Source organism: Devosia honganensis (assembly GCF_042648785.1).
GTDB classification, from domain to species: domain Bacteria; phylum Pseudomonadota; class Alphaproteobacteria; order Rhizobiales; family Devosiaceae; genus Devosia; species Devosia honganensis.
In genome coordinates this window covers 98,799-122,036 of sequence record NZ_JBHRYD010000013.1, presented here as the reverse complement: position 1 = coordinate 122,036, position 23,238 = coordinate 98,799, and the positions used below count along the sequence as shown (strand labels likewise).

The window sequence follows — 23,238 nt, the reverse complement described above, 5'->3', positions numbered from 1 at the left end:
ATAAGTCATACTGAGCTATCGGTTGCCTGTCCCGCCCAAGACCTGATACCTCTCACCACGACATTCGGCGCCCCCCGGGGCGCCAGCCCAAGCCCGGAATTTCTATCTTCCCTGCGGGTCGCGCGGGTGAAGCGAGGAGAGCTCAATGACCGATAAAGTCGCCAAACTCGTCATCGGGGACCAGACCTATGATTTCCCGATCCTGAGCGGATCGGTGGGACCGGACGTCATGGATATCCGGTCTTTGTATGCCCAGACAGGCCTGTTCACCTACGATCCCGGCTTCACCTCGACCGCCGCCTGCGACAGTGCCATCACCTATATCGACGGCGACAAGGGCGAGTTGCTCTATCGCGGCTATCCGATCGAGCAACTGGCCGAACAGTCGAACTATCTCGAAGTCTGCTATCTGCTGCTCTATGGCGAACTGCCGACCCAGACCCAGTTCGCGGAATTCGAAAAGCTGGTGACGCGCCACACCATGGTGCACGACCAGATCCAGTATTTCTATCGGGGTTTCCGCCGCGACGCCCACCCCATGGCCATCATGACCGGCGTGGTCGGCGCCATGGCCGCCTTCTACCACGACTCCACCGATATCAACGATCCCGAACAGCGCGAGATCGCCTCGATCCGCATGATCGCCAAAATCCCGACCCTGGCGGCCATGGCCTATAAATATTCGGTGGGCCAGCCTTTCGTCTATCCGCGCAACGATCTCGATTACGCCTCCAATTTCCTGCATATGTGCTTCTCGGTGCCGGCGGAGGAATACAAGGTCGATCCGAAAATCGCCCGCGCCATGGACCTCATCTTCACGCTCCATGCCGATCACGAGCAGAACGCCTCGACCTCGACGGTGCGGCTTTCGGGCTCGTCCGACGCCAATCCCTTCGCCTGCATCGCGGCGGGCGTCGCCTGCCTCTGGGGGCCGGCGCATGGCGGGGCCAATGAAGCGGCGCTCAACATGCTGCGCGAAATCGGTACGGTGGACCGCATTCCCGAATTCGTCGCGCGCGCCAAGGACAAGAACGATCCGTTCCGCCTGATGGGCTTCGGGCACCGCGTCTACAAGAATTTCGATCCGCGCGCCACGGTGATGCAGCAGACCGCCAAGGAAGTGCTGGCCATTCTCGGCGTCGAGAACAATCCCACGCTGCAGGTGGCGCAGGAACTCGAACGCATCGCGCTCGAGGACCAGTATTTCATCGACCGCAAGCTCTATCCGAACGTGGATTTCTATTCGGGCATCATCCTCGAGGCCATCGGCTTCCCCACCTCGATGTTCACCGTGCTGTTCGCGGTGGCGCGAACTGTGGGCTGGATCAGCCAGTGGAAGGAAATGATCGGCGATCCGCAGAAGAAGATCGGCCGCCCTCGCCAGCTCTACAACGGCGCCGCCGCTCGCGACTACGAGCCGATCGGCAAGCGCTGATCGCGCCAGAGGTCGAGGATCCGGACCGCCGGGTCCTCCCTTTCGTGGGGCGCCTGCCCCGCTTCCATGAGACGGGCAAGCTCGCCAAAGGCATCAACCTGGTTCTGGCGGGCTTTTTTGTCGCCCAGAAGAGCCGTCGCGCCGCCGCCGACCTGTTCGACAGTCAGCGGGGCGGCGACGATTTCGGGCAGCACCGGCCGGCCGAGAATGATATTGGGCAGGGATACTGGCGGGCGGCCCAGCCGCCTGAAGACGCGCGCCTGATGACGGTCGAGCGCATAGATCACCACCATGGGCACGCCGGCAAGCGCCAGCTCCAGCGTCGCCGTGCCAGAGACGCAGATTGCAGCCAAAGCACCCTCATAAAGATCACGCCGCTCTTCCCGCCGGTCGACCAGACGCACGCTCACCGGCCAGAGGGCCAGTTCCTTTTCGAGGCGCGGGCGCAGCCTGGGCAGCGTCGGCAAGGCGATCCCGGTGACGCCGGGCATGGCGGCGAGGCGCGGCGAGAGGGCCTTGAGGATCGGCAGATGGCGGCGCAATTCCCCGGCCCGGCTGCCGGGCAGCAACAGCAGCGAGCCGCTGTCGCGCGCGCCGGTTCTCTCGATCCGTTCGCGCAGCGCCGGATGGCCCACATAGCAGGTCGGTGGACCACCCAGCCGCTCCATGACCGCCGGCTCGAAGGGCAGAACCGCCAGAACCGCGTCGAAAAGCGGCCGCAGCGCCGCGGCGCGTTCCGGATTGCGGCCCCAGACGGACGGCGCCACGTAAAGCACCAGCCTGCCGCGATAGCCGCCGCGCCGCAGCCGGCCAGCCAGCAGCCGCGAAAAGTCCTGTGCGTCGACGAGCACGACGATATCGGGCTGCGCCGCGAGTATGGCGCGGGCGGTCTGCTCCAGGCGCCACAGCAGTCGGGGCAGGTTGAGGATCACGTCGGTGACGCCCATCACTGCGAGATCGTTCATGGGATAGAGGGAGCGAAGCCCCTGCCCCGCCAATTCATCCCCGCCGACGCCGGCAAGCTCGAGTTCGACCCGATGGCGCAGACGCGCGACCAGATCGGCGGCGATGCGGTCTCCGGACGGTTCGCCGGCCAGGATGAAGAGGCGCAGCTTCCGGGTCACCGGCGGCTCCCGGGCTGGTGGATTATTCGCCCTCGTGCCCATTGCGCGGCAACAGGATGGGCCGGTCGGAGGCTTCGGCGATGAAACGAACCACGTCCTGCACCAGCACATCGTCCTTGAACAGCACCGCGGCATCCTCCACGCGCTCGCGCAGCGTACCCTCGCTGGCGAAAATCTGCCGATAGGCGGTGCGCAGGCGATGGATGGCATCGCGGTCGAACTTGCGGCGCTTGAGCCCCACGAGATTGAGCCCGGTCAGCACCGCCCTGTTGCCGACGGCCATGCCATAGGGGATGACATCGCCATCCACCATGGACTGGGCGCCGATAAAGGCATGGGCACCGATGCGGGTGAACTGGTGGACCACGCAGGTGCCGCCGAAAATGACGTTGTCTCCTACCTGCACATGGCCGGCGATGCCGACATAGTTGGCCATGATGACATTGTCGCCCAGGATCGCGTCATGGGCGACATGGGCATTGGCCATGATGAGGCAGTTATCGCCGATACGGGTGAGCATGCCGCCACCCTCGGTACCGGGATTGATGGTCACCGCCTCGCGGATGGTGCAGTTCTCGCCGATCTCGAGCCGCGAATGCTCGCCGTGATATTTGAGGTCCTGCGGCTGGTGGCCGACCGACGCGAAGGGGAAGATGCGCGTGCCCGCGCCGACGGTGGTGCGCCCCTCGACCACCGCATGGGATACGAGTTCGACATCGTCATGCAGCACGACATTGTCGCCCACGATGCAGTAGGGGCCGATGCGGACGCCGGCGCCCAGACGGGCCCCATTGGCTACGATGGCTGTCGGATGAACGACAGGCGCGCTCACGAAGCCGCCTCGACGATCATGGCAGTGATTTCCGCCTCGGCGATGACGGTGCCGTTCACCTTGGCCTTCGCCTCGTAACGCCCGACATTGCGGCGGCGGTGCATCTTGGTGATGTGGAACTCGATCGTGTCACCCGGCCCCGCAGGCTTGCGGAAGCGGGCATTGTCCACGCCGAGCATCAGCACGATGTTCTTCCGGCCGCTGGTCGAGTCGTGCTTGATGACGATGGCCCCGGCCGTCTGGGCCATCCCTTCGATGATCAGCACGCCCGGGAAGATCGGGTTGCCAGGGAAGTGGCCCTGGAAGATCGGCTCGTTGAACGTGACGTTCTTGATGCCGACGGCCGATTCGTCGGCGTCGATATCGACGATCCTGTCGATCATGAGGAAGGGATAGCGATGCGGCAGGGCTTCGAGGATTTCCGCAAGGCTCATGGCATTGAGCTCAGTTACGCTGGCGATGGTTTCGTTCATCCCCGCTTTTCCCCCTTCGACAGTTTCCGCATGGCGGCGAGTTCTCGCCAAAAATCTCTTATATCCTGTGCCGGAGCCCCGGCAAGCTTGGAGCCGGCGGGCCAGTCCTTGGTGACCGCGGCGCGGCCATGAACCACGGAGCCGGCCCCGATGGTGAGATGGCCGGAGGTGCCGACACCGCCGCCCAGCAGCACGCCGTCTTCCACTATGGTGGAGCCCGACAGGCCGCTCATCGCGGCGATCAGGCAGTTGCGGCCGATCCGGCAGTTGTGCCCGATCTGCACCAGGTTATCCACTTTGGTGCCCTCGCCCAGAACCGTATCTCCGAGCGCGCCGCGATCGACGGTACTGTTGGCGCCGATTTCGACCCGGTCCTGAACGATGACCCGGCCAAGCTGCGGGATCTTGCGGTTGGCGCGACCGAAATCGAGCCAGCCAAAGCCTTCCGTGCCGATGCGGACGCCCGAATGCAGCACCACGTCATTGCCAAGATGCGCGCAATCGATGGTGCAATTGGCCGCAATGGTGCAGTTGCGCCCGATGGTCACGCCCGCGCCGATGACCGTATTGGCCCCGATGACCGTGCCCCGGCCAATCTCGACGCCGGGGCCAATGACGACATTGGCACCCAGGGTCACGTCGCGCTCGAAGATCGGCGCCCCCAGATCGTCGCGCCCCGCCGCCGCAATGACGGCGCGGGTGCTGGCAGGATAGAGGAGATCGAGAATATCGGCGAAAAGCTCATGCGGCCGATCAAGGACCACGGCGATGGCCCCGGCGGGCACATCCTCGCGCAGCGCCGGCGAGACGAGGACGACACCGGCGCCAGTGCGGCGCAGATCTTCCGCGTAACCCTGCTGGGCGGCCAGGGCCAGATCGTCCGGTCCGGCAAGCTCGAGTTCCGAAACTCCCGAGATCACCTGGCCGGGCGCGGCCAGCGCCCCGGCGAGCTCGCTCCGCCCCGCCCGGACGAGAAGCGCACCGAGGGCAATCGGGCCGGCGAAGCGGTGGAAACGGGTATCGACCATGATGTCACTTGAAAACACAGAGCCGCGGCGCTTGGCGCCCCGCGGCTCGAAGGTTCACCTGTCCACGCGGATTAAAGCAAGGTGGAAATGGTGAACTGGAACACCTGCGTGCGATCTTCGGTCGACTTGTTGAGCACATGGGCAAAATCGCCCCGCAGCGGGCCGAACGGCGACGCCCAGATGAGCGAGGCACCGATGGAGGTACGCCACGGCTCGTCATTGCTGCCGGCGTCGAAGCTCCCCGAGCCCATGCCGGGCAGGTTGTCGCTGCCGATCCAGGCGGCATCGGCCCAGACCGCTCCGCTCAGGCCGTAGTTTTCCGGCAGGCCCGGGATCGGGAATTCGATTTCACCCGAAATACCGGCATACATGGTCGTGCCCAGATATTCGCCGCTAGTCAGACGCGGGCCAAGGCCACGGCCTTCGAAGCCGCGAATGAGCTGCGAGCCCGGCGAGAACGCCTCTATCGCATGAACGGCGCCACCATCGAGGCTGTTGATCACTCCGGCCTGGCCGCGAACGCTGGCCACAATGCCCGAGTCCTGGATGAGCGGCATGAAATAGCGCGCGCGGGCCTCGGTCCGGAGCAGGTTGTGATCCCAGCCATTATATTGCTGGCTGAAGGTGGCGTAGATGCCTTCGGTCGGCTTCTTGATATCGTCGACGCCGTTCCAGGTCAGCGTGTAGCCAACGAATGCCTTGTTAAATTCTTCGCCGTGGGAAACCAATGACGAGGTCTGTCCAGGAAGCGGAATCTCTGGAGTGGTCGGATCATTATCGTGATCGTAGGTCTTATTATCGCGGATCGTCTTCCGCTCATAGCCCGCGAATAGTGTCGAAGAAAGTGCACTTGTAAGCGGCACCCCAAAACGGAGCTGCCCACCTGTAGCGTCATAACCGTAAAAATTCGTAGACGTCTCGTCATAAATCCGATGGTAGACATCGATGCCTGCTGAAATCTTCGTACCCATGAAGCGCGGCTCGGTGAACGAGAAGTCGAAGGTGCGGCCCGACTGCGAAGCACCGATGGCGGCGCGCAGATATTGGCCGCGGCCGAGGAAATTGCGCTCGGTGAGCGAAAGCTCGCCCAAAATGCCGTCGGCGGTCGAATAGCCTGCGGTCGCGCCATATTCGCCGGTGGAGGTTTCTTCCACATTGACGTTGAGCACGATCTTGTCGGGCGCGGAGCCCGGCGCGGTCGATACGTCAACCTTGGAGAAATAGCCCAGCGCGTTGATGTTGTTGCGGCCACGCACCACCATGGAGCGGTTGAACGGGTCGCCTTCGGCGAACTCCAGCTCGCGGCGGATCACGAAGTCGCGGGTCTTGACGTTGCCGGTGATGTTGATGCGCTCGACATAGATGCGCGCGCCCTCATCGACCAGATAGGTGACGTTGAAGGTACCGGTAGCCACGTCGCGATCGAGACGCGCCCGGACGTCGGCGAAGGAATAGCCCTGCGCGGTGGCCTCATAGGCCATGTCCTCGATGCTCTTCTGCAGGTCGGCGACGGAATAGTTGGCGCCCTTGCCGGTCCGCACGGTGCCGCGCAGCACGTCGGTGTTGAGCCCGTCGATGCTGGTCTCGATGCCGACATTGCCGAAATTGTAGCGCTGTCCCTCGTTCACCGTGACATTGATGAAATAGGCGTTGCGCGAAGCGTCGTACTCGGCGACCGAATTGACCTGCGCATCGGGATAGCCGCGATTGGCGTAGTAGAGCCGGATGCGCTCGCGATCGACGGCCATCTTCTGTTCGTCATAGGTGTCGTCGCGCAGGAGCCAGCTCAGAATGCCGGACTCCTTGGTGAGCATGGTGCCCTTGAGATTGTTGGCACCGATGGCGTTGTTGCCGGTGAAATTGATCGCCGCGATGCCGGCGCGCTCGCCCTCGTTGACCGTGAAGATGACGCGAACCCGACCATCCGCCGTCTGCTCGGTCCTGGCGGTCACCGAAACCGACAGGAAACCTTCCCGGTCATAGGCCCGCCTGATGCTCTCGATATCGGCGGCCAGCCGCTGCTGGCTGAAAATGCCGGACGTCGAGATATCGACCATGCCCAGAAGCTGGGCGTCGGGGAAGCGGCGATTACCCTCGAACAGGACCGAGGCAACCAATTGCTCCTGCGCCTGTGCCGTCACGACGCCAAGGACGGGAAGCCCGGCAGCCATGGGGGCAGCCCCCATAATGGCGATCGCCGAGACCGCGCCACGCATCAGCTTGCTGGGGTGGATCATATTGTTATTGCCTTCTGCGACCGGCCCGGAGAATCGCCATGCACAGCGCTCCCCCAAGCTAACTCCATTGAAGTGTTTTACTGTTTTTTTAACCAGGGACAAGGCGCGAGTGATCACGCGGTTAGCAATTCATTGGCAGCCTTGTATTCGTGCAACACCTTGCGAACCAAGGTTAACAAGGGGTTAGCGCAGAATACCGAAGTGATCGAACACCGTGTCGTTGAACAATGTGAATACCATCAAGGCCAGAACGAGAGCGAAGCCGAAGCGGAATCCCATCTCCTGCACCCGCATGCTCAGGGGACGCCCGCGCACTGCCTCGACCAGATAGTACAGCAGATGGCCCCCGTCGAGCATGGGAACCGGCAAAAGGTTGAATATCCCGATATTCAGCGACAGGAGCGCCGTGAGGTTGATGAGCGCGACCACGCCCAGCGTCGCCACTTCGCCCGAAACCCGCGCGACCTTGACCGGGCCGCCCAACTGCTCGACATCGCCCCGCCCGACGAAGAAATCGCCCAGGAAGGCGGCGGTGCGCTGGATGATGAAGCGAATCTCCTCCACCGTCATGCCCAGAGCCTCGACGGGGCCGGGCCGGTAGAGAGAAACATCGGTTTCCGAAACGTCGCGGCTGACCCCGATACGACCGATGCGCTGCTCATTGCCGAACCGATCCTCGATCCGCACGGCCTCGGGAATCAGGTTGAGGGTGCGTTCGGCCCCGCCCCGCTCCAGCTCGACGACGACATTACGCTCGGGACTGGTGGCGACATAGCGCTGGAAATCCTCGAAACCGCGCACTTCATAGCCGTCGACCGACAGGATCCGGTCGCCGGGCTCGAAGCCCGCCGCCTCGGCCACGGAGCCCGTCAGCACCTCCCCGATAACCGGGGGAATGGTGTAGCGGCCATAGCCGAGCAGCAGGCAATAGAGGATGAGGAAGGTCAGCAGGACATTGGCGATGGGACCCGCTGCGACGATGGCGATCCGCTGCCAGACGGATTTGTTGACGAACAGATGCGGCACAAGGGCGGGATCGACATTGGCGGCCGCCTCGGCATCCGGCAGGCTGGCTTCGTTCATGTCGCCGACGAAGCGCACATAGCCGCCCAGCGGAATGGCCGAAATGCGCCAGCGCGTTCCGTGCCGGTCGTTCCAGCCGAAGAGTTCCCGCCCGAAGCCGATCGAGAAGGTCTGGATCGCCACGCCGTTCCACCGGGCCACGAGATAGTGGCCCATTTCATGGACGAAGACGATGACCGTCAGCACCGCCAGGAACGGGACGACATAGGACAGCAGCCAGAACGCAAAATCAAACATCGGGATTTCCAAACCTTGCGCCGGGCCGCGAACCCCACGCTACCAGTAAAGCAGGCCTTCCGCGATAGCACCGAAGCCGGAATGCAGCCCGCCCACCATAACCACCAGGAACACGCCGAATGTGAGGCTGTCGAGCCGGTCCATCAGGCCACCGTGACCGGGAATGACGTCGCCGCTGTCCTTGATGCGGAAATGGCGCTTGATGGCGCTTTCAGTGAGGTCGCCCGCCTGCCCCAAGACGCTGATGGCCGCCGACAGCAGGATGCCGATCCAGAACGGGGAATCGGTCACCAGAACCCAGACGACGAGGCCCGCGCCCGTGCCCAGCGCCAGCCCGCCCAGCGCGCCGGACCAGGTCTTGGAAGGCGAAATATCCGGCGCCAGCTTTTCGCCGCCGATCTGGCGGCCGGTGAAAAAGGCGGCGGAATCGGTCATCCAGATGACGGTTCCCAGATAGATGCCCGCCCATATGCCCGCCATCCCCTCCCCGCGCATGGCCATGACCGAGACGATGAGCAGGCCGAAAAGTACGATGCCGCCGATCCGCCAGGGCAGGTTCTTCCCGCCCATGCCCAGCGCGACGAGGCAGGCGAGCGCGAGGGTCGCAAGCGAGGCCAGCACGCCCAGGGCAGTGTAGAGAAGGGCCGAGAGTCCGACCAACCCGACCATTACCGCCCCCATCGGAGCCAGAGGAGTGCGCGAGATCATGCGCTCCCACTCGCGGAAGGCCCCGCCATAGGCAACCCCGACGGCGGCGGCGAACAGATAGCTGCCGACATAGAGCGCCGTGGCCGTCAGAGCGATCAGCACCATCGCCGAAGCGAGGCGCGGCCCCAGATCGGCCCAGGAACGGCGCCCTGGCGGCGGGGGCTCGGGATCGGGACCGCGGGACTGGCTCAACTCGCTGCCGCTCCTATGCCACCATACCGACGGTCCCGCTGGGAATAGGTCTCCAGCACGCGGATGAAACAGGTCTCGTCGAAGTCCGGCCAGTTTTCCTCGACGAACACGAATTCGGAATAGGCCGCCTGCCAGAGCAGGAAATTGGAGAGGCGCTGCTCGCCACTGGTCCGGATGATCACGTCCGGGTCCGGCAGGCCGGCAGTGAGCAGGGCATTGCCGAAGCGAGCCTCGTCGATATCGTCCGGACGGAGGCGACCGGCAGCCACCTCGCGCGCAAGATGGCGGGTGGCGGCCACGATCTCGGCCTTGCCGCCATAGTTGAACGCCACGACCAGGGTGAGCCCGGTATTGTGCACGGTCTTGGCCTCGACATCGTCGATGAGCCGCAGCAGCGAAGGCTCCAGACCCTCGCGCGAACCGATGATCCTGACGCGGACGTTATTGCGGATCAGCCTTTGCAGATCCGAGGCGACGAAGCGCCGGAGCAGATTGAAGATGAAGGAGATTTCGTCAGGAGGGCGCGTCCAGTTCTCCGAGGAGAAGCTGAAGACGGTGAGATAGCCCACGCCGTAGGAGATGCAGAGTTCGACCAGGTTGCGCAGGGCCTTGACGCCCTCCACATGGCCTTCCGTGCGCCGCTTGCCGCGCAGCTTGGCCCAGCGGCCATTGCCGTCCATGATCACGCCGAGATGCAGGGGAATACGCAGGTCCGCGCCCATCTCCGGCTTCATATTGGCGGCGGGTTCCCCTGCCATCGACGGCCCTCCAGGTGCCGGATCAGCGGTCGGTCAGACCTGCATGATCTCCTGTTCCTTCTGCGCGACGATACCGTCGATCTCGGCCACCGCATCGTCGGTCGCCTTCTGCACCAGATCCGACTGCTTCTTGGCGTCGTCCTGGCTCATGTCGCCGTCCTTCTCCGCCTTTTTCAAGGCATCCATGCCGTCGCGGCGGATGTGGCGCACCGCCACGCGGGCCTGTTCGGCATAGGTGTGGGCGACCTTGGCCAGCTCCTTGCGGCGCTGCTCGTTGAGCTCGGGCAGCGGCACCCGGATCACCTGGCCCTCGCCCATCGGATTGAGGCCCAGGCCGCTGTCGCGGATGGCCTTCTCGACTGCGTTGGCCATGGAGCGATCCCAGACCTGCACCGAGAGCATTCGCGGCTCGGGCACGGTGACGGTGGCCACCTGGTTGAGCGGCATGCGCGAGCCGTAGGCTTCCACTGTCACCGGCTCGAGCAGGCTGGCGCTGGCGCGCCCAGTCCTAAGGCCGCTCAGCTCATCCTTGAGCGAGGCGATGGATTTCTGCATCCGGGTCTTGAGATCGCTGAGATCATAGCTGGCCATGGCCGGTTTCCTTCCAGTCGCTTGCCGGTAGCCGGGTCTGAGCCCGATTCCCGGTCCTTATCCGATGCCGGCGCCATGCCAAGCCGCCGGCCCTGTCAAAAACAGTGTCAGAGCGGATCGCCGACACGCGTGGAAAGGCCCCTGCCCTCCAGAACGCCGGCCAGACCCGCCTCGTCATCCAATGCATATACGATTATCGGCATGGCATTGTCGCGGGCAAGCGCGAATGCTGCCGTATCCATGACCTTCAAGTTCCGGCGGATCACTTCGTCATAGCCGATTTCGGCATAACGCGTGGCGTCGGGGTCCATCATCGGGTCGGCCGAATATACGCCATCCACCTTGGTTCCCTTGAGCACCACGTCGCATTCGAGCTCGATGGCGCGCAGCGTGGCGGCCGTATCCGTGGTGAAGAACGGATTGCCGGTGCCTCCCCCCAGGACCACCACGAACCCGTCCTCGAGCGCCTGCTTGGCATCGCGGGCGGTGAAGGTGTCCGCGACCGAGGGCATGGTGGCCGCACTGAAAGGCTTGGACTTAATTCCCTGGCGGGAGATGGCGTTGCTCAGCGCCAGGGCATTGATCATGGTCCCGAGCATGCCCATCAGGTCCGCCGTCACCCGGTCGGTGCCGTCGGCAGCACCGGACATGCCGCGAAAGATATTGCCCCCGCCCACCACTATCGCCACCTCGGTTCCGGCGCGGGCGACCTCGGCGATCTGGCTGGCGATGCCATGCAGGAAGGGCGGCTCGATACCGAAGGAATTGTCTCCCGCCAGCGCCTCGCCCGAAACCTTGAGCAATATGCGCTTATAGGCAGACGACATCGGTGTGACCCCCTGATTATGCGTGTGACGGGCCACCGAATCCGGCGGACCCGGCCGACCCTAAGGCAAAACGGCCACTAAAAGAAGGCGGAGTTGCGCAAGGTTATGAATGAGAATGGTACGCTCGGATCCGGAGCAATGGAAAAACCCGGAGAGCGGCGGACGCGCCCGGAGGCGCGCCCGCATATGCAAATGGCTTACTTCACGCCGGCGGTGGCGGCGACCTCGGCGGCGAAATCCGCCTCGGCCTTCTCGATGCCCTCGCCCAGCGCAAAACGCACGAACCTGGTCAGCTTGATCGGCGCGCCGGCATCCTTTTCGGCGTTCTTGATGGCGTCGGCGACCTTGGTTTCGCCGTCGATCACGAAGACCTGGCTGAGCAGCGTGACTTCCTCGAAGTATTTACGCATCCGGCCATCGACCATCTTTTCGGCGATCTCGGCAGGCTTGCCGCTTTCCTTGACCTGTTCGAGGATGATGGCGCGCTCGCGGGCCACCACGTCCTGATCCAGTTCCTCGGGCGAAATGGCCTGCGGCTGCGCCGCCGCGATGTGCATGGCAAGCTGCTTGCCCAGCGCCGAAAGCGCGGCCTTGTCGCCGGCCGATTCGAGCGCGACCAGAATGCCGATCTTGCCCATGCCGGGCTTGACCGCGTTGTGGACATAGCTTTCCACCACGCCGTCCGACACCTCGACCACCTGGGTGCGGCGCAGATTCATGTTCTCGCCGATCTTGGTGATGGCCTCGGTCAGCTCGGCCGACACCGAATGGCCGGTGCCGGGAAACGGCATCTCACCCAATTTGACCACATCGCCGTCCGCGTCCAGCGCGAGCTTGGCGACATCGGCGACGATGGCCTGGAACTGCTCGTTGCGGGCCACGAAGTCGGTTTCGGAGTTGATCTCGACCGCCGCGCCCCTGGTGCCGGCGGTGACGACGCCCACCAGGCCCTCGGCAGCGACGCGATCGGCTTTCTTGGCGGCCTTGGCCAGGCCACGGGTGCGCAGCCAGTCGACAGCGGCGTCCATGTCGCCATTGGTTTCGGCCAGGGCCTTCTTGCAGTCCATCATGCCAACACCAGTCAGCTCGCGGAGCTGCTTGACCATTGCAGCAGTAATTTCCATGGGATCACCTCTTGGCAGCCCCAGACGGGGCTGCATCGTTCGATTGGTTAGGCCCGGCGGTCCGGACCCTGGAAAGCCTCGAATGGAAGACGAAGACCGCCTCCCATTCGAAAGCACGGCAATACGAAACTCAGTTGACGGCCTGCTCGCCTTCGGCCGGCAGGTCTTCGGCCGGAGCCTCGCTGGCTTCGCCCAGATCGGCGCCCAGGGCGCTGGAGGAGCGGCCGATGCCGTCGATGGCGGCGCGCGAGATCAGCGACACGTAGAGCTCGAGGGCCCGGCTGGCGTCGTCATTGCCCGGAATGGCGTAGTCGACCACATCCGGATCGCAGTTGGTATCGACGATGGCCACCACGGGAATGCCCAGGCGACGGGCTTCCTTGATCGCATTGGCTTCCTTGTTGGTGTCGATGACGAACAGCAGGTTGGGAAGGTTCCCCATGTCCTTGATGCCGCCCAGGTCGCGCTCCAGGCGCTCCTGCTCGCGGGACATCATCAGGCGCTCCTTCTTGGTGCGCAGGGCAAGGTCAGCCTCGCTCATCGACTCCAGTTCGCGCAGGCGCGCGATGGAATTGGAGATGGTCTGCCAGTTGGTGAGCGTGCCGCCCAGCCAGCGGGAATTGACGTAATACTGCGCCGACTGCTTGGCGGCGTCGGCCACCAGCGGGGCGGCCTGGCGCTTGGTGCCCACGAACAGCACGCGGCCACCATCGGCCACGGTGTCGGAGACCAGTTGCAGCGCGCGGCTCAGGGCCGGCACGGTCTGGCTCAGGTCGAGAATGTGAATGTCGTTGCGAACGCCAAAAATATAGCGTTCCATCTTCGGGTTCCAGCGGTGCTTCTGGTGGCCGAAGTGAACGCCAGCTTCCAGAAGCTGACGCATGGAGAATTCAGGCAGTGCCATGATGGGCTGCTCCTTTACCGGTTGATGCCTCCACGAAGCCTTGCAGCGGAACCCGCCACCGGATGGTTTTCCCCGAGGGGCAAAGCCTGCTTCGTGTGTGTGATCACGCCCGACACAAAAGCCGGACGCGTGCGCCATATAGGCGAACACGGCCCGATGCGCAAGCCAATCCCGCTGCCGGGCCGCCCTTATGCGAAGCGAACGTCGGTCACCCCGTCCAGCGCCTTGATGCCGCCGGCAACTTCCGCGGTGATCGCGTATTTGCCGGGCAGCTCGATTTCGTATTCGCGGGCGCCGCCGTCACGGATGACCACAAAATTGACCGTGCCGTTACCGCCGGGCTTCAGCTGCGCGCTGATCGGCCCCAACGCCTTCGCATCCGCGGTGAAAACGGTCAGCCGCCGGTCGACCCGATCGGCCAGCCCCTCTATGGGTTCGGCCGAAATCAGCCTGAGGCTGACGCCCTCGGCCCGCTCATCGGCGCCCACCTGCAGGATCACGGAATTGCCCGGTTGCAGGATCGAGCCGTATTCGGCGATCTGCTCGGAAAAGGAAATCACCTCGAAAGTGCCGCTCTGGTCGGAAAGGGCCAGCACCATCATCGGCGTGCCCTTGCGCGTCCGCCGGTCGTTGCGTGAGGAAATGGTGCCGGCCAGCCGCCCTGCCCCGGCGCCATCCCTGACCGCCCGCTCGAAATCGCTCCAGCGCTGCACGCGCAGCTTTTCGAACAGATCGGCATAGGCGTCGAGCGGATGCGCGGAGAGATGAAAACCGATGGCCGAAAGCTCCCGGTCGGCCCGCTCCGTCGAATTCCAGACAGGGACGCCGGTGGGCAGGCGGAACGGCTCCTCCTCGACCACGTCGAACATCGAGGCCTGTCCGCTACTGCGGTCTGCCGTCAGCGACTGGGCCGTGCCGATAACGGCGTCCATGGCGGCGAACGCCACTTCGCGCCGCGGCACGAGAGCGTCGAAAGCCCCGGCATTGACCAGGGTTTCGAGCGTCCGTTTATTGAGCACGCGCGGATCGACCCGGCGAGCGAAGTCGCCCAGATCCGCAAACGGCGCGTCGCCGCGAATCTCGACGATATGCTCGGCCATGGCCCGGCCGACGCCCTTGACGGCCGAGAGCCCGTAATGAATGCGGTCGTCCTTCACCGAAAACACGACTTCCGAGCTGTTGACGCAGGGCGGCACGACCTCGATGCCCTTCCTGCCCGCCTCGCGGCGGAAGTCGGATAATTTGTCGGTCTGGGCCATGTCGAGCGTCATCGAGGCCGCGTAGAATTCGTGGGGGAAATGTTCCTTGAGATACGCCGTCTGGTAGGACACCCAGGCATAGGCGGCGGCATGGCTCTTGTTGAAGCCGTAATTGGCGAATTTCGCCAAGAGATCGAAAATCTGGTCGGCCAGCGCCTCGCTCACCCCGTTGGGTCCGGCGCCCTCGCGGAAGCGGACGCGCTGCGCATCCATTTCCGCCTTGATCTTCTTGCCCATGGCGCGGCGCAGCATGTCGGCCTCGCCCAGCGAATATCCGGACAGGAGCTGGGCGATCTGCATCACCTGTTCTTGATAGACGATGATGCCGTAGGTCTCGTCCAGAACCTCCTTCAGCGCCGCGTGGGGATAGTCGACCGGCTCGCGCCCATGCTTGCGGTCGATGAAGCTGGGAATATTGTCCATCGGGCCGGGCCGATAGAGCGCGTTCATGGCGATGAGGTCTTCAATGCGGTCGGGCTTGAGCTCCATCAGCGCCCGTCGCATCCCCGCGCTTTCAAACTGGAAGATGCCATAGGTGTCGCCGCGCGCGTAAAGCTTGTAGGTGGCCTCGTCCTCGATGGGGATGGCATCGATATCGAGTTCGATGCCCCGGTTCCTTACCATGTCCACGGCATAGCGGATGGTGGTCAGGGTCTTGAGGCCGAGGAAGTCGAACTTGACCAACCCCGCCGGCTCCACCCATTTGAGGTTATACTGCGTCACCGGCATGTCGGAACGCGGATCGCGGTAGAGCGGCAGCAATTCCTGCAGCGGCCGGTCGCCGATGACGATGCCGGCGGCATGGGTGGAGGCGTGGCGATAGAGCCCCTCCAGCGCCTGGGCGATCTCCACGAGCTGGCCGACGGTCTCATCTTCCTCGGCCATCTGCCGGAATTGCGGCACCTCCCTGATCGTGCGCTCGATGGACCAGGGATCGGCCGGATTGGCCGGCACCAGCTTGCACAGCCGGTCCACCTGCCCATAGGGCATCTGCAGGACGCGCCCGACGTCGCGCAGCACGGCGCGCGCCTGCAGGGTTCCGAAGGTGATGATCTGGGCGACCTGGCTGGCCCCGTATTTCTCCTGGACGTAGTCGATCACCTCCTCGCGCCGGTCCTGGCAGAAGTCGATGTCGAAGTCCGGCATCGAGATGCGCTCGGGGTTGAGGAAGCGCTCGAACAGCAGATTGTAGCGCAGAGGGTCGAGATCGGTGATGGTCGTGGCATAGGCCACGAGGGAGCCGGCGCCCGACCCGCGCCCCGGGCCTACCGGAATATTGCGGGCCTTGGCCCATTGGATGAAGTCGGCAACGATGAGGAAATAGCCGGGGAACTTCATCTTCTCGATGATTCCCAGCTCGAAATCGAGCCGCTCGCGATATTCCTGCTCGGTCTTGCCGGGGGCGATTCCGGTGACCGCGAGGCGCTGGTTGAGACCGTCCACCGCGATCTTGCGCAGTTCGGCCGCCTCCGCCGCCACCACTTCGTCCTCGGTGGCGTGGGAACCGGCGGCGAATTTGGGCAGGATGGGGCCACGCGTCCTCGGCCGGAAGGATACGCGCCGCGCAATCTCGACGCTGGAGGCCAGCGCCTCCGGCAGGTCCGAGAACAGCTCCATCATCTCGGCGCGGGTCTTGAAATAATACTGGTCGCCGAGCTTGCGCCGCTCGGTCTGGGCCAGAACCGAGCTGCCGGCGATGGCCAGCAGCGCGTCATGGGCCTCGAATTCCTTTTCCGTCCTGAAGAAGGGCTCGTTGGTGGCAACCAGTGGAATGCCCTTGCGATAGGCGTAGTCGACGAGCCGGGGCTCCACGGTCGCTTCCATCGGGCGGCCATGGCGCTGCAATTCGATGTAGAAACGGTCGCCGAACAGGTCCGCCAGCCGGTCGAGCCGGCGAATCGCATTGCCATTCTGACCATGGGCGAACGCCATGTCGATGGCCCCTTCCGGGCCGCCGGAAAGGCAGATCAGCCCGGCAAGGCTTTCCCGCGCAAGCCAGTCGAGACTGGCGCGGGCAAGACCGTTCTCGCCTTCCAGATAGGCCCGCGACACCAGCCGGGAGAGATTGGAAAACCCCTCCTCGGTCTGCGCCATGAGCACGATGCTGGATTTGCCGGCCCAGGCGAGGTGACCGCGCTCATTCAGGCGTTCCTCGGCGGCGGCGAAATCCACCGCCAACTCCACCCCGACCAGCGGCTGAATGCCCTTTTTCGCCGCCTTTTCGGAGAATTCGAGCGCACCGAAAAGATTGTTGGTGTCGGCGATGCCCAGCGCCGGCTGGCCGTCCGCGGCCGCCAGATCGAGGATGGTCCCCAGTTGCAGGGCGCCCTCGAGCAACGAGAAGGCGGAATGGACGTGAAGGTGGATGAAGCCGGGGCCGCGCATATGAGTCTCCTCGTCCGAACTTGTGGCAGTCGCAAGCCCCGGGTCAAACGGATCGGCGACAATCCACAGCCGATCACGCGAAACGGGTGATGATATCCATCCAGGCAAGCGAACCGAAGGTGAAGGCCCCCAGCGTGACGAAGGCGGCGAAGTCCTTGATGAAATCGAGCATCTCTGTCTCCCGTGTTTCCGTATTGTTCTTATATGTTCGTTTTTTGTTCACGTCTATACGGGAACACCGGTGAAACCGGGGACGGCGGTTAACTGGTTAGGAAATCCTTAGGAGCTGCATAGCGGGGAGAATCGGGCCGCGGCCGGACGAAACGGCGGATACATCGCACAGATGCCTAGCCGCGGCGGCTATGCTTGACGATCTCGATGCCGTGCGCGCGGATTTTCTTGCGCAGCGTGTTGCGGTTGAGCCCGAGAAGCTCGGCCGCCCGGATCTGGTTGCCGCCACAGGCGTTGAGCGCCATGGCGATGAGGGGTGCTTCGACCCTGTCGATCACGCGCTGGTAGAGGCCGGGCGGTGGCAGGTCGGGTTCGTATTCGCCCAGCTCCTGCCCAACATGGGCTTCGACCGCCACGGAAATGTCCACGGGACCATTCTGTGCAGGCGCCGGGGGGCGCACACCCATATCGAGTTCGTTCTGAACGATCTCCGCCGAAATCTGTTCGTCGGCGTAGAGCGCGGAAAGGCGCCGCACCAGATTTTCCAGTTCGCGGACATTGCCGGGCCAGGCGTAAAGCTGCAGCAGCCTGACGGCTTCCGGGGCAATGGTCTTGACCGCATCCCCCTCGCGCTGTGCGGCGCGCAGAAAATGCTGCACCAGGTCGGCGATGTCGTCGACGCGCTCGCGTAGAGGAGGTAGCCGGATCGGCACGACGTTGAGGCGGTAATAGAGGTCTTCGCGGAACAATCCCTGCCGGATCATCTGCCCCAGATCGCGATGGGTGGCCGCCACGATACGCACATTGGCCCGGATGGGGCTGCGCCCGCCCACCATGGTGTATTCGCCTTCCTGCAGCACGCGCAGCAGGCGCGTCTGGGCCTCCATAGGCATGTCGCCGATTTCGTCGAGGAAGAGCGTGCCGCCCTCGGCCTGCTCGAACCGCCCGGAGGAGCGGGCATTGGCACCGGTAAAGGCCCCTTTCTCATGTCCGAACAGTTCCGCCTCGATCAGGTCGCGCGGGATCGCGGCCATGTTGATCGCAACGAAGGGACCATTTCGCCGCTTGCCGAAATCATGCAGCGCCCGGGCCACCAGTTCCTTGCCCGTGCCGCTCTCGCCGGTGATCATCACGGTCAGGTCGGTCTGCATCAGCCGCGCCAGGGCGCGATAGATATCCTGCATGGCTGCCGAACGGCCCACCAGCGGCATGGCCTCGCCCGGCTCCTCCGGCTTGCGATCCTGCGCGCCGGACTTGCGGGCATCGGCCAGGGCGCGCGAGACCGTCGAGAGCACTTCGGCGATGTCGAAGGGTTTTGGCAGATATTCATAAGCGCCGGCCTCGGAGGCGCGGATCGCCGTCATGAAGGTATTCTGTGCGCTCATCACGATCATGGGCAGATCGGGCCGCAGCTTCCTGATCCCGGGCATGACCTCGAAGGCGTTGCCGTCGGGCATGGCCACGTCGGTGATCAATATGTCGCCCTCTCCCCGGCTCACCCAGTTCCACATGGTCGAGATATTCCCCGTTGGCCGCACTTCGTAGCCGGCACGGGTCAGCGCCTGGTTGAGCACCATACGGATGGCGGCATCGTCATCGGCGAGCAGAACGACATGGCTCATCTGGGCTGATCTCCTTCGGCGGCACCGCTGGCGACGGGCAGCAGGATGCGGAACCGCGTTCGGCCGGGGCGGCTTTCGCAATCGACCACGCCGCCGTGATCCCCCACGATTTTGGCCACCAGCGCCAGGCCGAGGCCGGAGCCGTTGGCCTTGGTGGTGACGAAGGGATCGAACAGGAACGGCAGGATGTCGGGCGGCACTCCCGGCCCGTTGTCCTCGATGACGATTTCGAGCGGCAGCGAAATGCGCTCGGCGGCGCCGGCCACGCTGATGCGGATGCCGGGGCGAAATGCGGTCGATATGCGGATTTCCGGATTCTGAATCCTTTCAACGGCTTCCGATGCGTTCTTGATCAGATTCAGGAACACCTGAATGAGCTGGTCGCGATTGCCCAGAACCGGCGGCAGCGAGGGATCGTATTCCTCAAACAACGCCACGTCCCGTGCCACGCCATTGCGCGCCAGAAGCTTCACCCGGTCGAGGATGACGTGGATATTGACCGGCTCGCGCTCCATGGGCCGTTCGTCGCCAAATACCTCGACACGGTCGATCAGGCCGACAATGCGGTCGGTTTCATCGCGGATCAGCCGGGCCAGCGGCACTTCCTCCGCCGGCACGGACTGCTCCAGCAATTGAGCGGCGCCACGAATGCCGGAGAGCGGGTTCTTGATCTCATGGGCCAGCATGGCGGCCAGCCCCGTCGCCGACCGGGCGGCTCCGCGCGATACCATCTGCCGGTCTATCTTGTCGGCAGTGGTGCGCTCCTGGATCAGCATAACCACGCGGCCATCCTCGTCCGAGACCGGGGAGGCAAAGACATCGGCCACGCGCTCGTCGCCGAAACGGGAAGAGCCGATCCGGACACGATATTCCATCATCGGCGCCCGCCGCCGGCCGGCAGTGCCGACAAGCGAGACCAGGGGCGAGCCGAAGGCGACCAGATCGTCCAGCGCCTGGCGGGCGAGAACGCTCAGCGAGGTCGCAAAAAAAGCTTCGGCTGCATAATTGGCGAACAGGATGCGGCGTTCTTCATCCAGCACCAGAATGGGCTGCGGCAATGCCTGGAGCACCGCCTGCGCCGGCACCGCGTCGGGGTCCGTCGCCGCCGCGCCGCTCATGCGGCCGTTCTCCATTCGCCCGAAAACAGCCTGCCGATCAGTGCGAGCACGGCCTTGGGGTCATCATTGTCGAGCAAGGCGCGGCGCGTCGGCTTCTCCAGCACCAGCCCCGCCGCCTCTGCATACCAGTCGAGATGTTTTCGCGCCGCGCGCAGGCCGGTCTGGGTACCGTAATCGACCAACATTTCGGTATAGTGGTTCTGGATCAGCTCGACCAGTTCCGCACCCTGCGGCGCCGGCTCCGGAGATAGACCATCGAGAGCCGCCCCGATCTGTCCCACACGCCAGGGTCGGCCCTGCGCCCCGCGCCCCAGCATGACGGCGGCGGCTCCGGATTCGGCCAGCGCCCGGCGTGCCTTGTCGGCATCGGTGATATCGCCATTGACAACGACCGGCACGCTGACGGCCTCGACGACGCGGCGCACCGGCTCCCAGCGCGCCTCGCCCTTGTAAAATTGCTGGCGCGTGCGGCCATGAACGGTGATCATCCGTGCGCCCGCGCCCTCCGCCAGCCGCGCGATATCCGGGGCATTCAGGCTGTCATCGTCCCAGCCGAGGCGCATCTTGACGGTTACCGGCCTCGTGGTGGCGCCGGCCACGGCCTCTACGATCGCTAGAGCCTGATCCGGCACCCGCATGAGCGCCGACCCGGCATAACCATTGGTGACGCGCTTGGCCGGGCAGCCGAAATTGATATCGATGATATCGGCGCCCGCCGCCTCGGCGATGCGTGCGCCCTCGGCCATCCATTGCGGCTCGCAGCCTGCAAGCTGCACCATATGCGGCAGCTTCCCAGCCCGGCCGAGCTTGCGCACCATGCCGTCATGGCCGGTGCTGAGGGCGGCGCTGGCCACCATTTCGGACACTACGAGGCCTGCGCCGTAGCGCTCGGCAAGGCACCGAAACGCCCGATCGGTGATGCCCGCCATCGGAGCCAGAAAGGCACGATTGCGGACGTGATGCCCACCAATGGTCATGGCACGATCTGGCACAATTGCTCCGGAAATAGTCATCCTGAAAATGCTGCCTGCACAATAATCATTTCAATATCCCGCGCAACTGCCGGAAGCAGCATGAAGGCGGAAACCAGCCCTGCTCTTGCCGCATGGAGGGGCGAGGGCTAGAGCTTGGCGGAAGACGAGTTCTGTTTCGAAGTATTCCCTCCATGCGTCAAAAATCCATCGCCGTCATCGTTGTGGCCGCCGGACAGGGCGAACGCGCCAGCGTCAACGGGGATGCCGTTCCCAAGCAATACCGGCCGATCGGCGGCAAGCCCGTTGTGGCGCGCACCGTCGCCGCCTTTCTCGATGTCGAGGCGGTCTCGCATGTCCTTCCGGTGATCCATGCCGACCACGACGGCAATTTCGCCGCACTGGATCTTGCCGATGCGCGCTTGCTGCCGCCGGTTTCCGGTGGTGCGAGCCGCCAGGCTTCAGTGCTGGAAGGGCTCAAGGCCCTCGAGCCATTGCAGCCTGATTACGTGCTTATCCACGACGCCGCCCGACCATTCGTTCCCCGCGCACTGATCGAAGCCGTCATTGCGGCCATCGCCGATAACGACGGCGCCCTGCCAACCCTGCCCGTCACCGACACGATCAAGCGCTCGCCCGATGGACACATGGTCGCCGGCACCGAGGATCGGCGCCAGCTTCATGCCGCCCAAACCCCGCAGGGTTTCAGCTTCGAGCGCATATTTTCCGCGCACCGGCGCGCGGCGCAGATCGAGCGGGATTTCACCGACGATGCCGAGATCGCCGAATGGGCGCAGCTCCGCGTCGTCATGGTTCCCGGCGACCGCGACAACATCAAGATCACGCACCCGGATGATTTCAATCGGGCGGAACGCCTATTGCAAGGAGACAGCCGCATGGAAACCCGTATCGGCATCGGCTACGACGTTCACTCCTTCGCGCCCGGCGATGCCGTCTGGCTCGGCGGCGTCAAAATCCCCCACAGCGCTAAGCTGCAAGGCCATTCCGACGCGGATGTAGCGCTGCATGCGCTCACCGACGCCATTCTGGGGGCCATCGGCGAAGGCGATATCGGGGTGCATTTCCCGCCCAGCGACATGCAGTGGCGCGATGCGGCCTCGACCATCTTCCTGCGCCATGCCGGCGAACTTGTGCGCCGCCGCAATGGCCGCATCGTCAATCTGGACGTGACAATCGTGGCGGAAGCGCCGAGGATTGCCGGGCACGCTCCCGCCATGTGCGCCGTGATCGCCGAAACGCTCGGCATTACGGCGAGCCGCGTGGCGGTCAAGGCGACAACCAACGAAAAGCTCGGCTTCATCGGGCGGGAGGAAGGGATCGTGGCTATGGCGAGTGCAAGCGTGGAAGTGCCGAGGGTGGACTGATATGGCAGCCAAAGCGAAAGTCTCCGCCGCCAAACAGGTCATCGACATATTGGCGGAACGCAACCAGACGATCGTGACCGCGGAAAGCTGCACGGGCGGCCTCATCGCCGCCACGCTCACCGATATTCCGGGCGCCTCGGCCGCGTTATATGGCGGCTTCGTCACCTATGCCAATGCGGCGAAGTCCCGGATGATCCATGTGCAGCCGCGGCTGATCAACGATTACGGCGCGGTCAGCAACCAAGTCGCACGGGCCATGGCCGACGGGGCCCGCAACACGGTGCATGCCGATTTTGCGGTGGCGGCGACAGGAATCGCCGGGCCGGACGGGGGCAGCGACAAAAAGCCGGTGGGACTGGTCTATGTGGCCGTATCGTCCAGCCTCGCCACGGTGGTCATCGAGCACCGTTTCGGCGATCTGGGCCGGGACGGCATCCGCAAGGCGACCGTGGAAGCCGCCCTGGACCTGGTCCTGCAGGTGGTTACGAGCGACCCGCCGCAATGATGGCGTAGTCGCGGCGGATGGCAGAGGTTCTGCGCGCCCATTCCGAGGCGGCAGTCCGGGCCTTGTGGGCCTCGAATGCCGCCCGGTCGACGAAGAGCTCATCGACATGCCAGACCAGCGGATCGTCCGTCTGCGTCACGTCGAAGGCGAGGCAGCCGGGCTCCCCTCTCGTCAGGCGGATATGTTCGGGTAGATATTTCCGCACGATATCGCTTTCTTCCGGCGAGGCGCATATGAGCATTCCCGACAGGCGAACCGTTTCGAGCATC

General features: G+C 64.2%; 20 protein-coding genes. 3 read left to right on the top strand and 17 right to left on the bottom strand.

The genetic code is table 11. The features are described from left to right. The first annotated feature begins 145 nt into the window (after window positions 1–145). The gene (gene gltA, locus ACFOOL_RS13785) at window positions 146–1,435 is read left to right on the top strand and encodes a citrate synthase (RefSeq protein WP_380097781.1); all 1,290 of its coding nucleotides are present in this window, start codon (window positions 146–148) and stop codon (window positions 1,433–1,435) included. On the opposite strand, the gene ACFOOL_RS13780 is transcribed toward gltA, so the two are convergent. From ACFOOL_RS13780 to dusB, 16 genes are all read right to left on the bottom strand, one after another. Then, window positions 1,411–2,559, bottom strand: a complete 1,149-nt coding sequence (locus ACFOOL_RS13780) for a lipid-A-disaccharide synthase (RefSeq protein ID WP_380097779.1) — start codon at window positions 2,557–2,559, stop codon at window positions 1,411–1,413. The two genes, gltA and ACFOOL_RS13780, sit on opposite strands and share 25 nt — an antisense overlap. Window positions 2,560–2,581: 22 nt before the next feature. Then, window positions 2,582–3,391 carry an acyl-ACP--UDP-N-acetylglucosamine O-acyltransferase gene (gene lpxA, locus ACFOOL_RS13775; protein ID WP_380097778.1) on the bottom strand — a complete coding sequence of 270 codons (810 nt, stop codon included), beginning with the start codon at window positions 3,389–3,391 and terminating at the stop codon, window positions 2,582–2,584. Further along, a complete protein-coding gene (gene fabZ / locus ACFOOL_RS13770; protein ID WP_380097777.1) occupies window positions 3,388–3,864 on the bottom strand; it encodes a 3-hydroxyacyl-ACP dehydratase FabZ in 477 nt (158 codons plus the stop codon). The genes lpxA and fabZ overlap by 4 nt, the downstream gene beginning before the upstream one ends. Continuing rightward, the gene (gene lpxD, locus ACFOOL_RS13765; RefSeq protein ID WP_380097775.1) at window positions 3,861–4,892 is read right to left on the bottom strand and encodes a UDP-3-O-(3-hydroxymyristoyl)glucosamine N-acyltransferase; all 1,032 of its coding nucleotides are present in this window, start codon (window positions 4,890–4,892) and stop codon (window positions 3,861–3,863) included. Before lpxD ends, fabZ begins: the two co-directional genes overlap by 4 nt. Window positions 4,893–4,963: 71 nt before the next feature. Beyond that, window positions 4,964–7,129 (bottom strand): outer membrane protein assembly factor BamA, encoded by a 2,166-nt coding sequence (gene bamA / locus ACFOOL_RS13760; protein WP_380097774.1) that lies wholly within the window; start codon window positions 7,127–7,129, stop codon window positions 4,964–4,966. 183 nt (window positions 7,130–7,312) lie between these two features. Further along, window positions 7,313–8,449: an RIP metalloprotease RseP gene (rseP, locus tag ACFOOL_RS13755; RefSeq protein ID WP_380097772.1), complete on the bottom strand. Its 1,137-nt coding sequence runs from the start codon at window positions 8,447–8,449 to the stop codon at window positions 7,313–7,315. Window positions 8,450–8,488: 39 nt separating this feature from the next. Then, complete coding sequence (locus ACFOOL_RS13750) at window positions 8,489–9,349, bottom strand: phosphatidate cytidylyltransferase (RefSeq protein ID WP_380097770.1); 861 nt, start codon at window positions 9,347–9,349, stop codon at window positions 8,489–8,491. Then, the gene (locus tag ACFOOL_RS13745) at window positions 9,346–10,107 is read right to left on the bottom strand and encodes an isoprenyl transferase (protein ID WP_380097768.1); all 762 of its coding nucleotides are present in this window, start codon (window positions 10,105–10,107) and stop codon (window positions 9,346–9,348) included. Before ACFOOL_RS13745 ends, ACFOOL_RS13750 begins: the two co-directional genes overlap by 4 nt. Before the next feature lie 33 nt (window positions 10,108–10,140). Further along, window positions 10,141–10,698, bottom strand: coding sequence for a ribosome recycling factor (gene frr, locus ACFOOL_RS13740; RefSeq protein ID WP_380097766.1), 558 nt, complete (start codon window positions 10,696–10,698; stop codon window positions 10,141–10,143). 107 nt (window positions 10,699–10,805) lie between these two features. After that, on the bottom strand, window positions 10,806–11,525 hold the full coding sequence (gene pyrH / locus ACFOOL_RS13735) for a UMP kinase (RefSeq protein ID WP_380097764.1): 720 nt from the start codon (window positions 11,523–11,525) through the stop codon (window positions 10,806–10,808). A gap of 197 nt (window positions 11,526–11,722) precedes the next feature. Beyond that, window positions 11,723–12,649 (bottom strand): translation elongation factor Ts, encoded by a 927-nt coding sequence (gene tsf / locus ACFOOL_RS13730; RefSeq protein ID WP_380097763.1) that lies wholly within the window; start codon window positions 12,647–12,649, stop codon window positions 11,723–11,725. Between the two features lie 130 nt (window positions 12,650–12,779). Further along, window positions 12,780–13,553 (bottom strand): 30S ribosomal protein S2, encoded by a 774-nt coding sequence (rpsB, locus tag ACFOOL_RS13725; protein WP_380097762.1) that lies wholly within the window; start codon window positions 13,551–13,553, stop codon window positions 12,780–12,782. 188 nt (window positions 13,554–13,741) lie between these two features. Beyond that, the gene (gene dnaE, locus ACFOOL_RS13720; protein WP_380097760.1) at window positions 13,742–17,197 is read right to left on the bottom strand and encodes a DNA polymerase III subunit alpha; all 3,456 of its coding nucleotides are present in this window, start codon (window positions 17,195–17,197) and stop codon (window positions 13,742–13,744) included. 347 nt (window positions 17,198–17,544) lie between these two features. Continuing rightward, on the bottom strand, window positions 17,545–18,990 hold the full coding sequence (gene ntrC / locus ACFOOL_RS13715; RefSeq protein WP_380097758.1) for a nitrogen regulation protein NR(I): 1,446 nt from the start codon (window positions 18,988–18,990) through the stop codon (window positions 17,545–17,547). After that, window positions 18,987–20,108: a two-component system sensor histidine kinase NtrB gene (locus tag ACFOOL_RS13710; RefSeq protein ID WP_380097756.1), complete on the bottom strand. Its 1,122-nt coding sequence runs from the start codon at window positions 20,106–20,108 to the stop codon at window positions 18,987–18,989. Before ACFOOL_RS13710 ends, ntrC begins: the two co-directional genes overlap by 4 nt. Further along, the gene (gene dusB, locus ACFOOL_RS13705; RefSeq protein WP_380097755.1) at window positions 20,105–21,085 is read right to left on the bottom strand and encodes a tRNA dihydrouridine synthase DusB; all 981 of its coding nucleotides are present in this window, start codon (window positions 21,083–21,085) and stop codon (window positions 20,105–20,107) included. Before dusB ends, ACFOOL_RS13710 begins: the two co-directional genes overlap by 4 nt. A 188-nt stretch (window positions 21,086–21,273) precedes the next feature. On the opposite strand from dusB, the gene ACFOOL_RS13700 reads away from it, so the two are divergent. Together ACFOOL_RS13700 and ACFOOL_RS13695 are read left to right on the top strand one after the other, a co-directional pair. Next, entirely contained in the window at window positions 21,274–22,464 is a 1,191-nt protein-coding gene (locus ACFOOL_RS13700) for a bifunctional 2-C-methyl-D-erythritol 4-phosphate cytidylyltransferase/2-C-methyl-D-erythritol 2,4-cyclodiphosphate synthase (RefSeq protein ID WP_380097753.1), read from the top strand. Window position 22,465: 1 nt separating this feature from the next. After that, window positions 22,466–22,969 carry a CinA family protein gene (locus ACFOOL_RS13695; protein WP_380097752.1) on the top strand — a complete coding sequence of 168 codons (504 nt, stop codon included), beginning with the start codon at window positions 22,466–22,468 and terminating at the stop codon, window positions 22,967–22,969. Here ACFOOL_RS13695 and ACFOOL_RS13690 read toward each other — a convergent pair. After that, window positions 22,947–23,237, bottom strand: coding sequence for a putative quinol monooxygenase (locus ACFOOL_RS13690; RefSeq protein ID WP_380097751.1), 291 nt, complete (start codon window positions 23,235–23,237; stop codon window positions 22,947–22,949). The genes ACFOOL_RS13695 and ACFOOL_RS13690 overlap by 23 nt on opposite strands. Between the last annotated feature and the right edge of the window lies 1 nt (window position 23,238).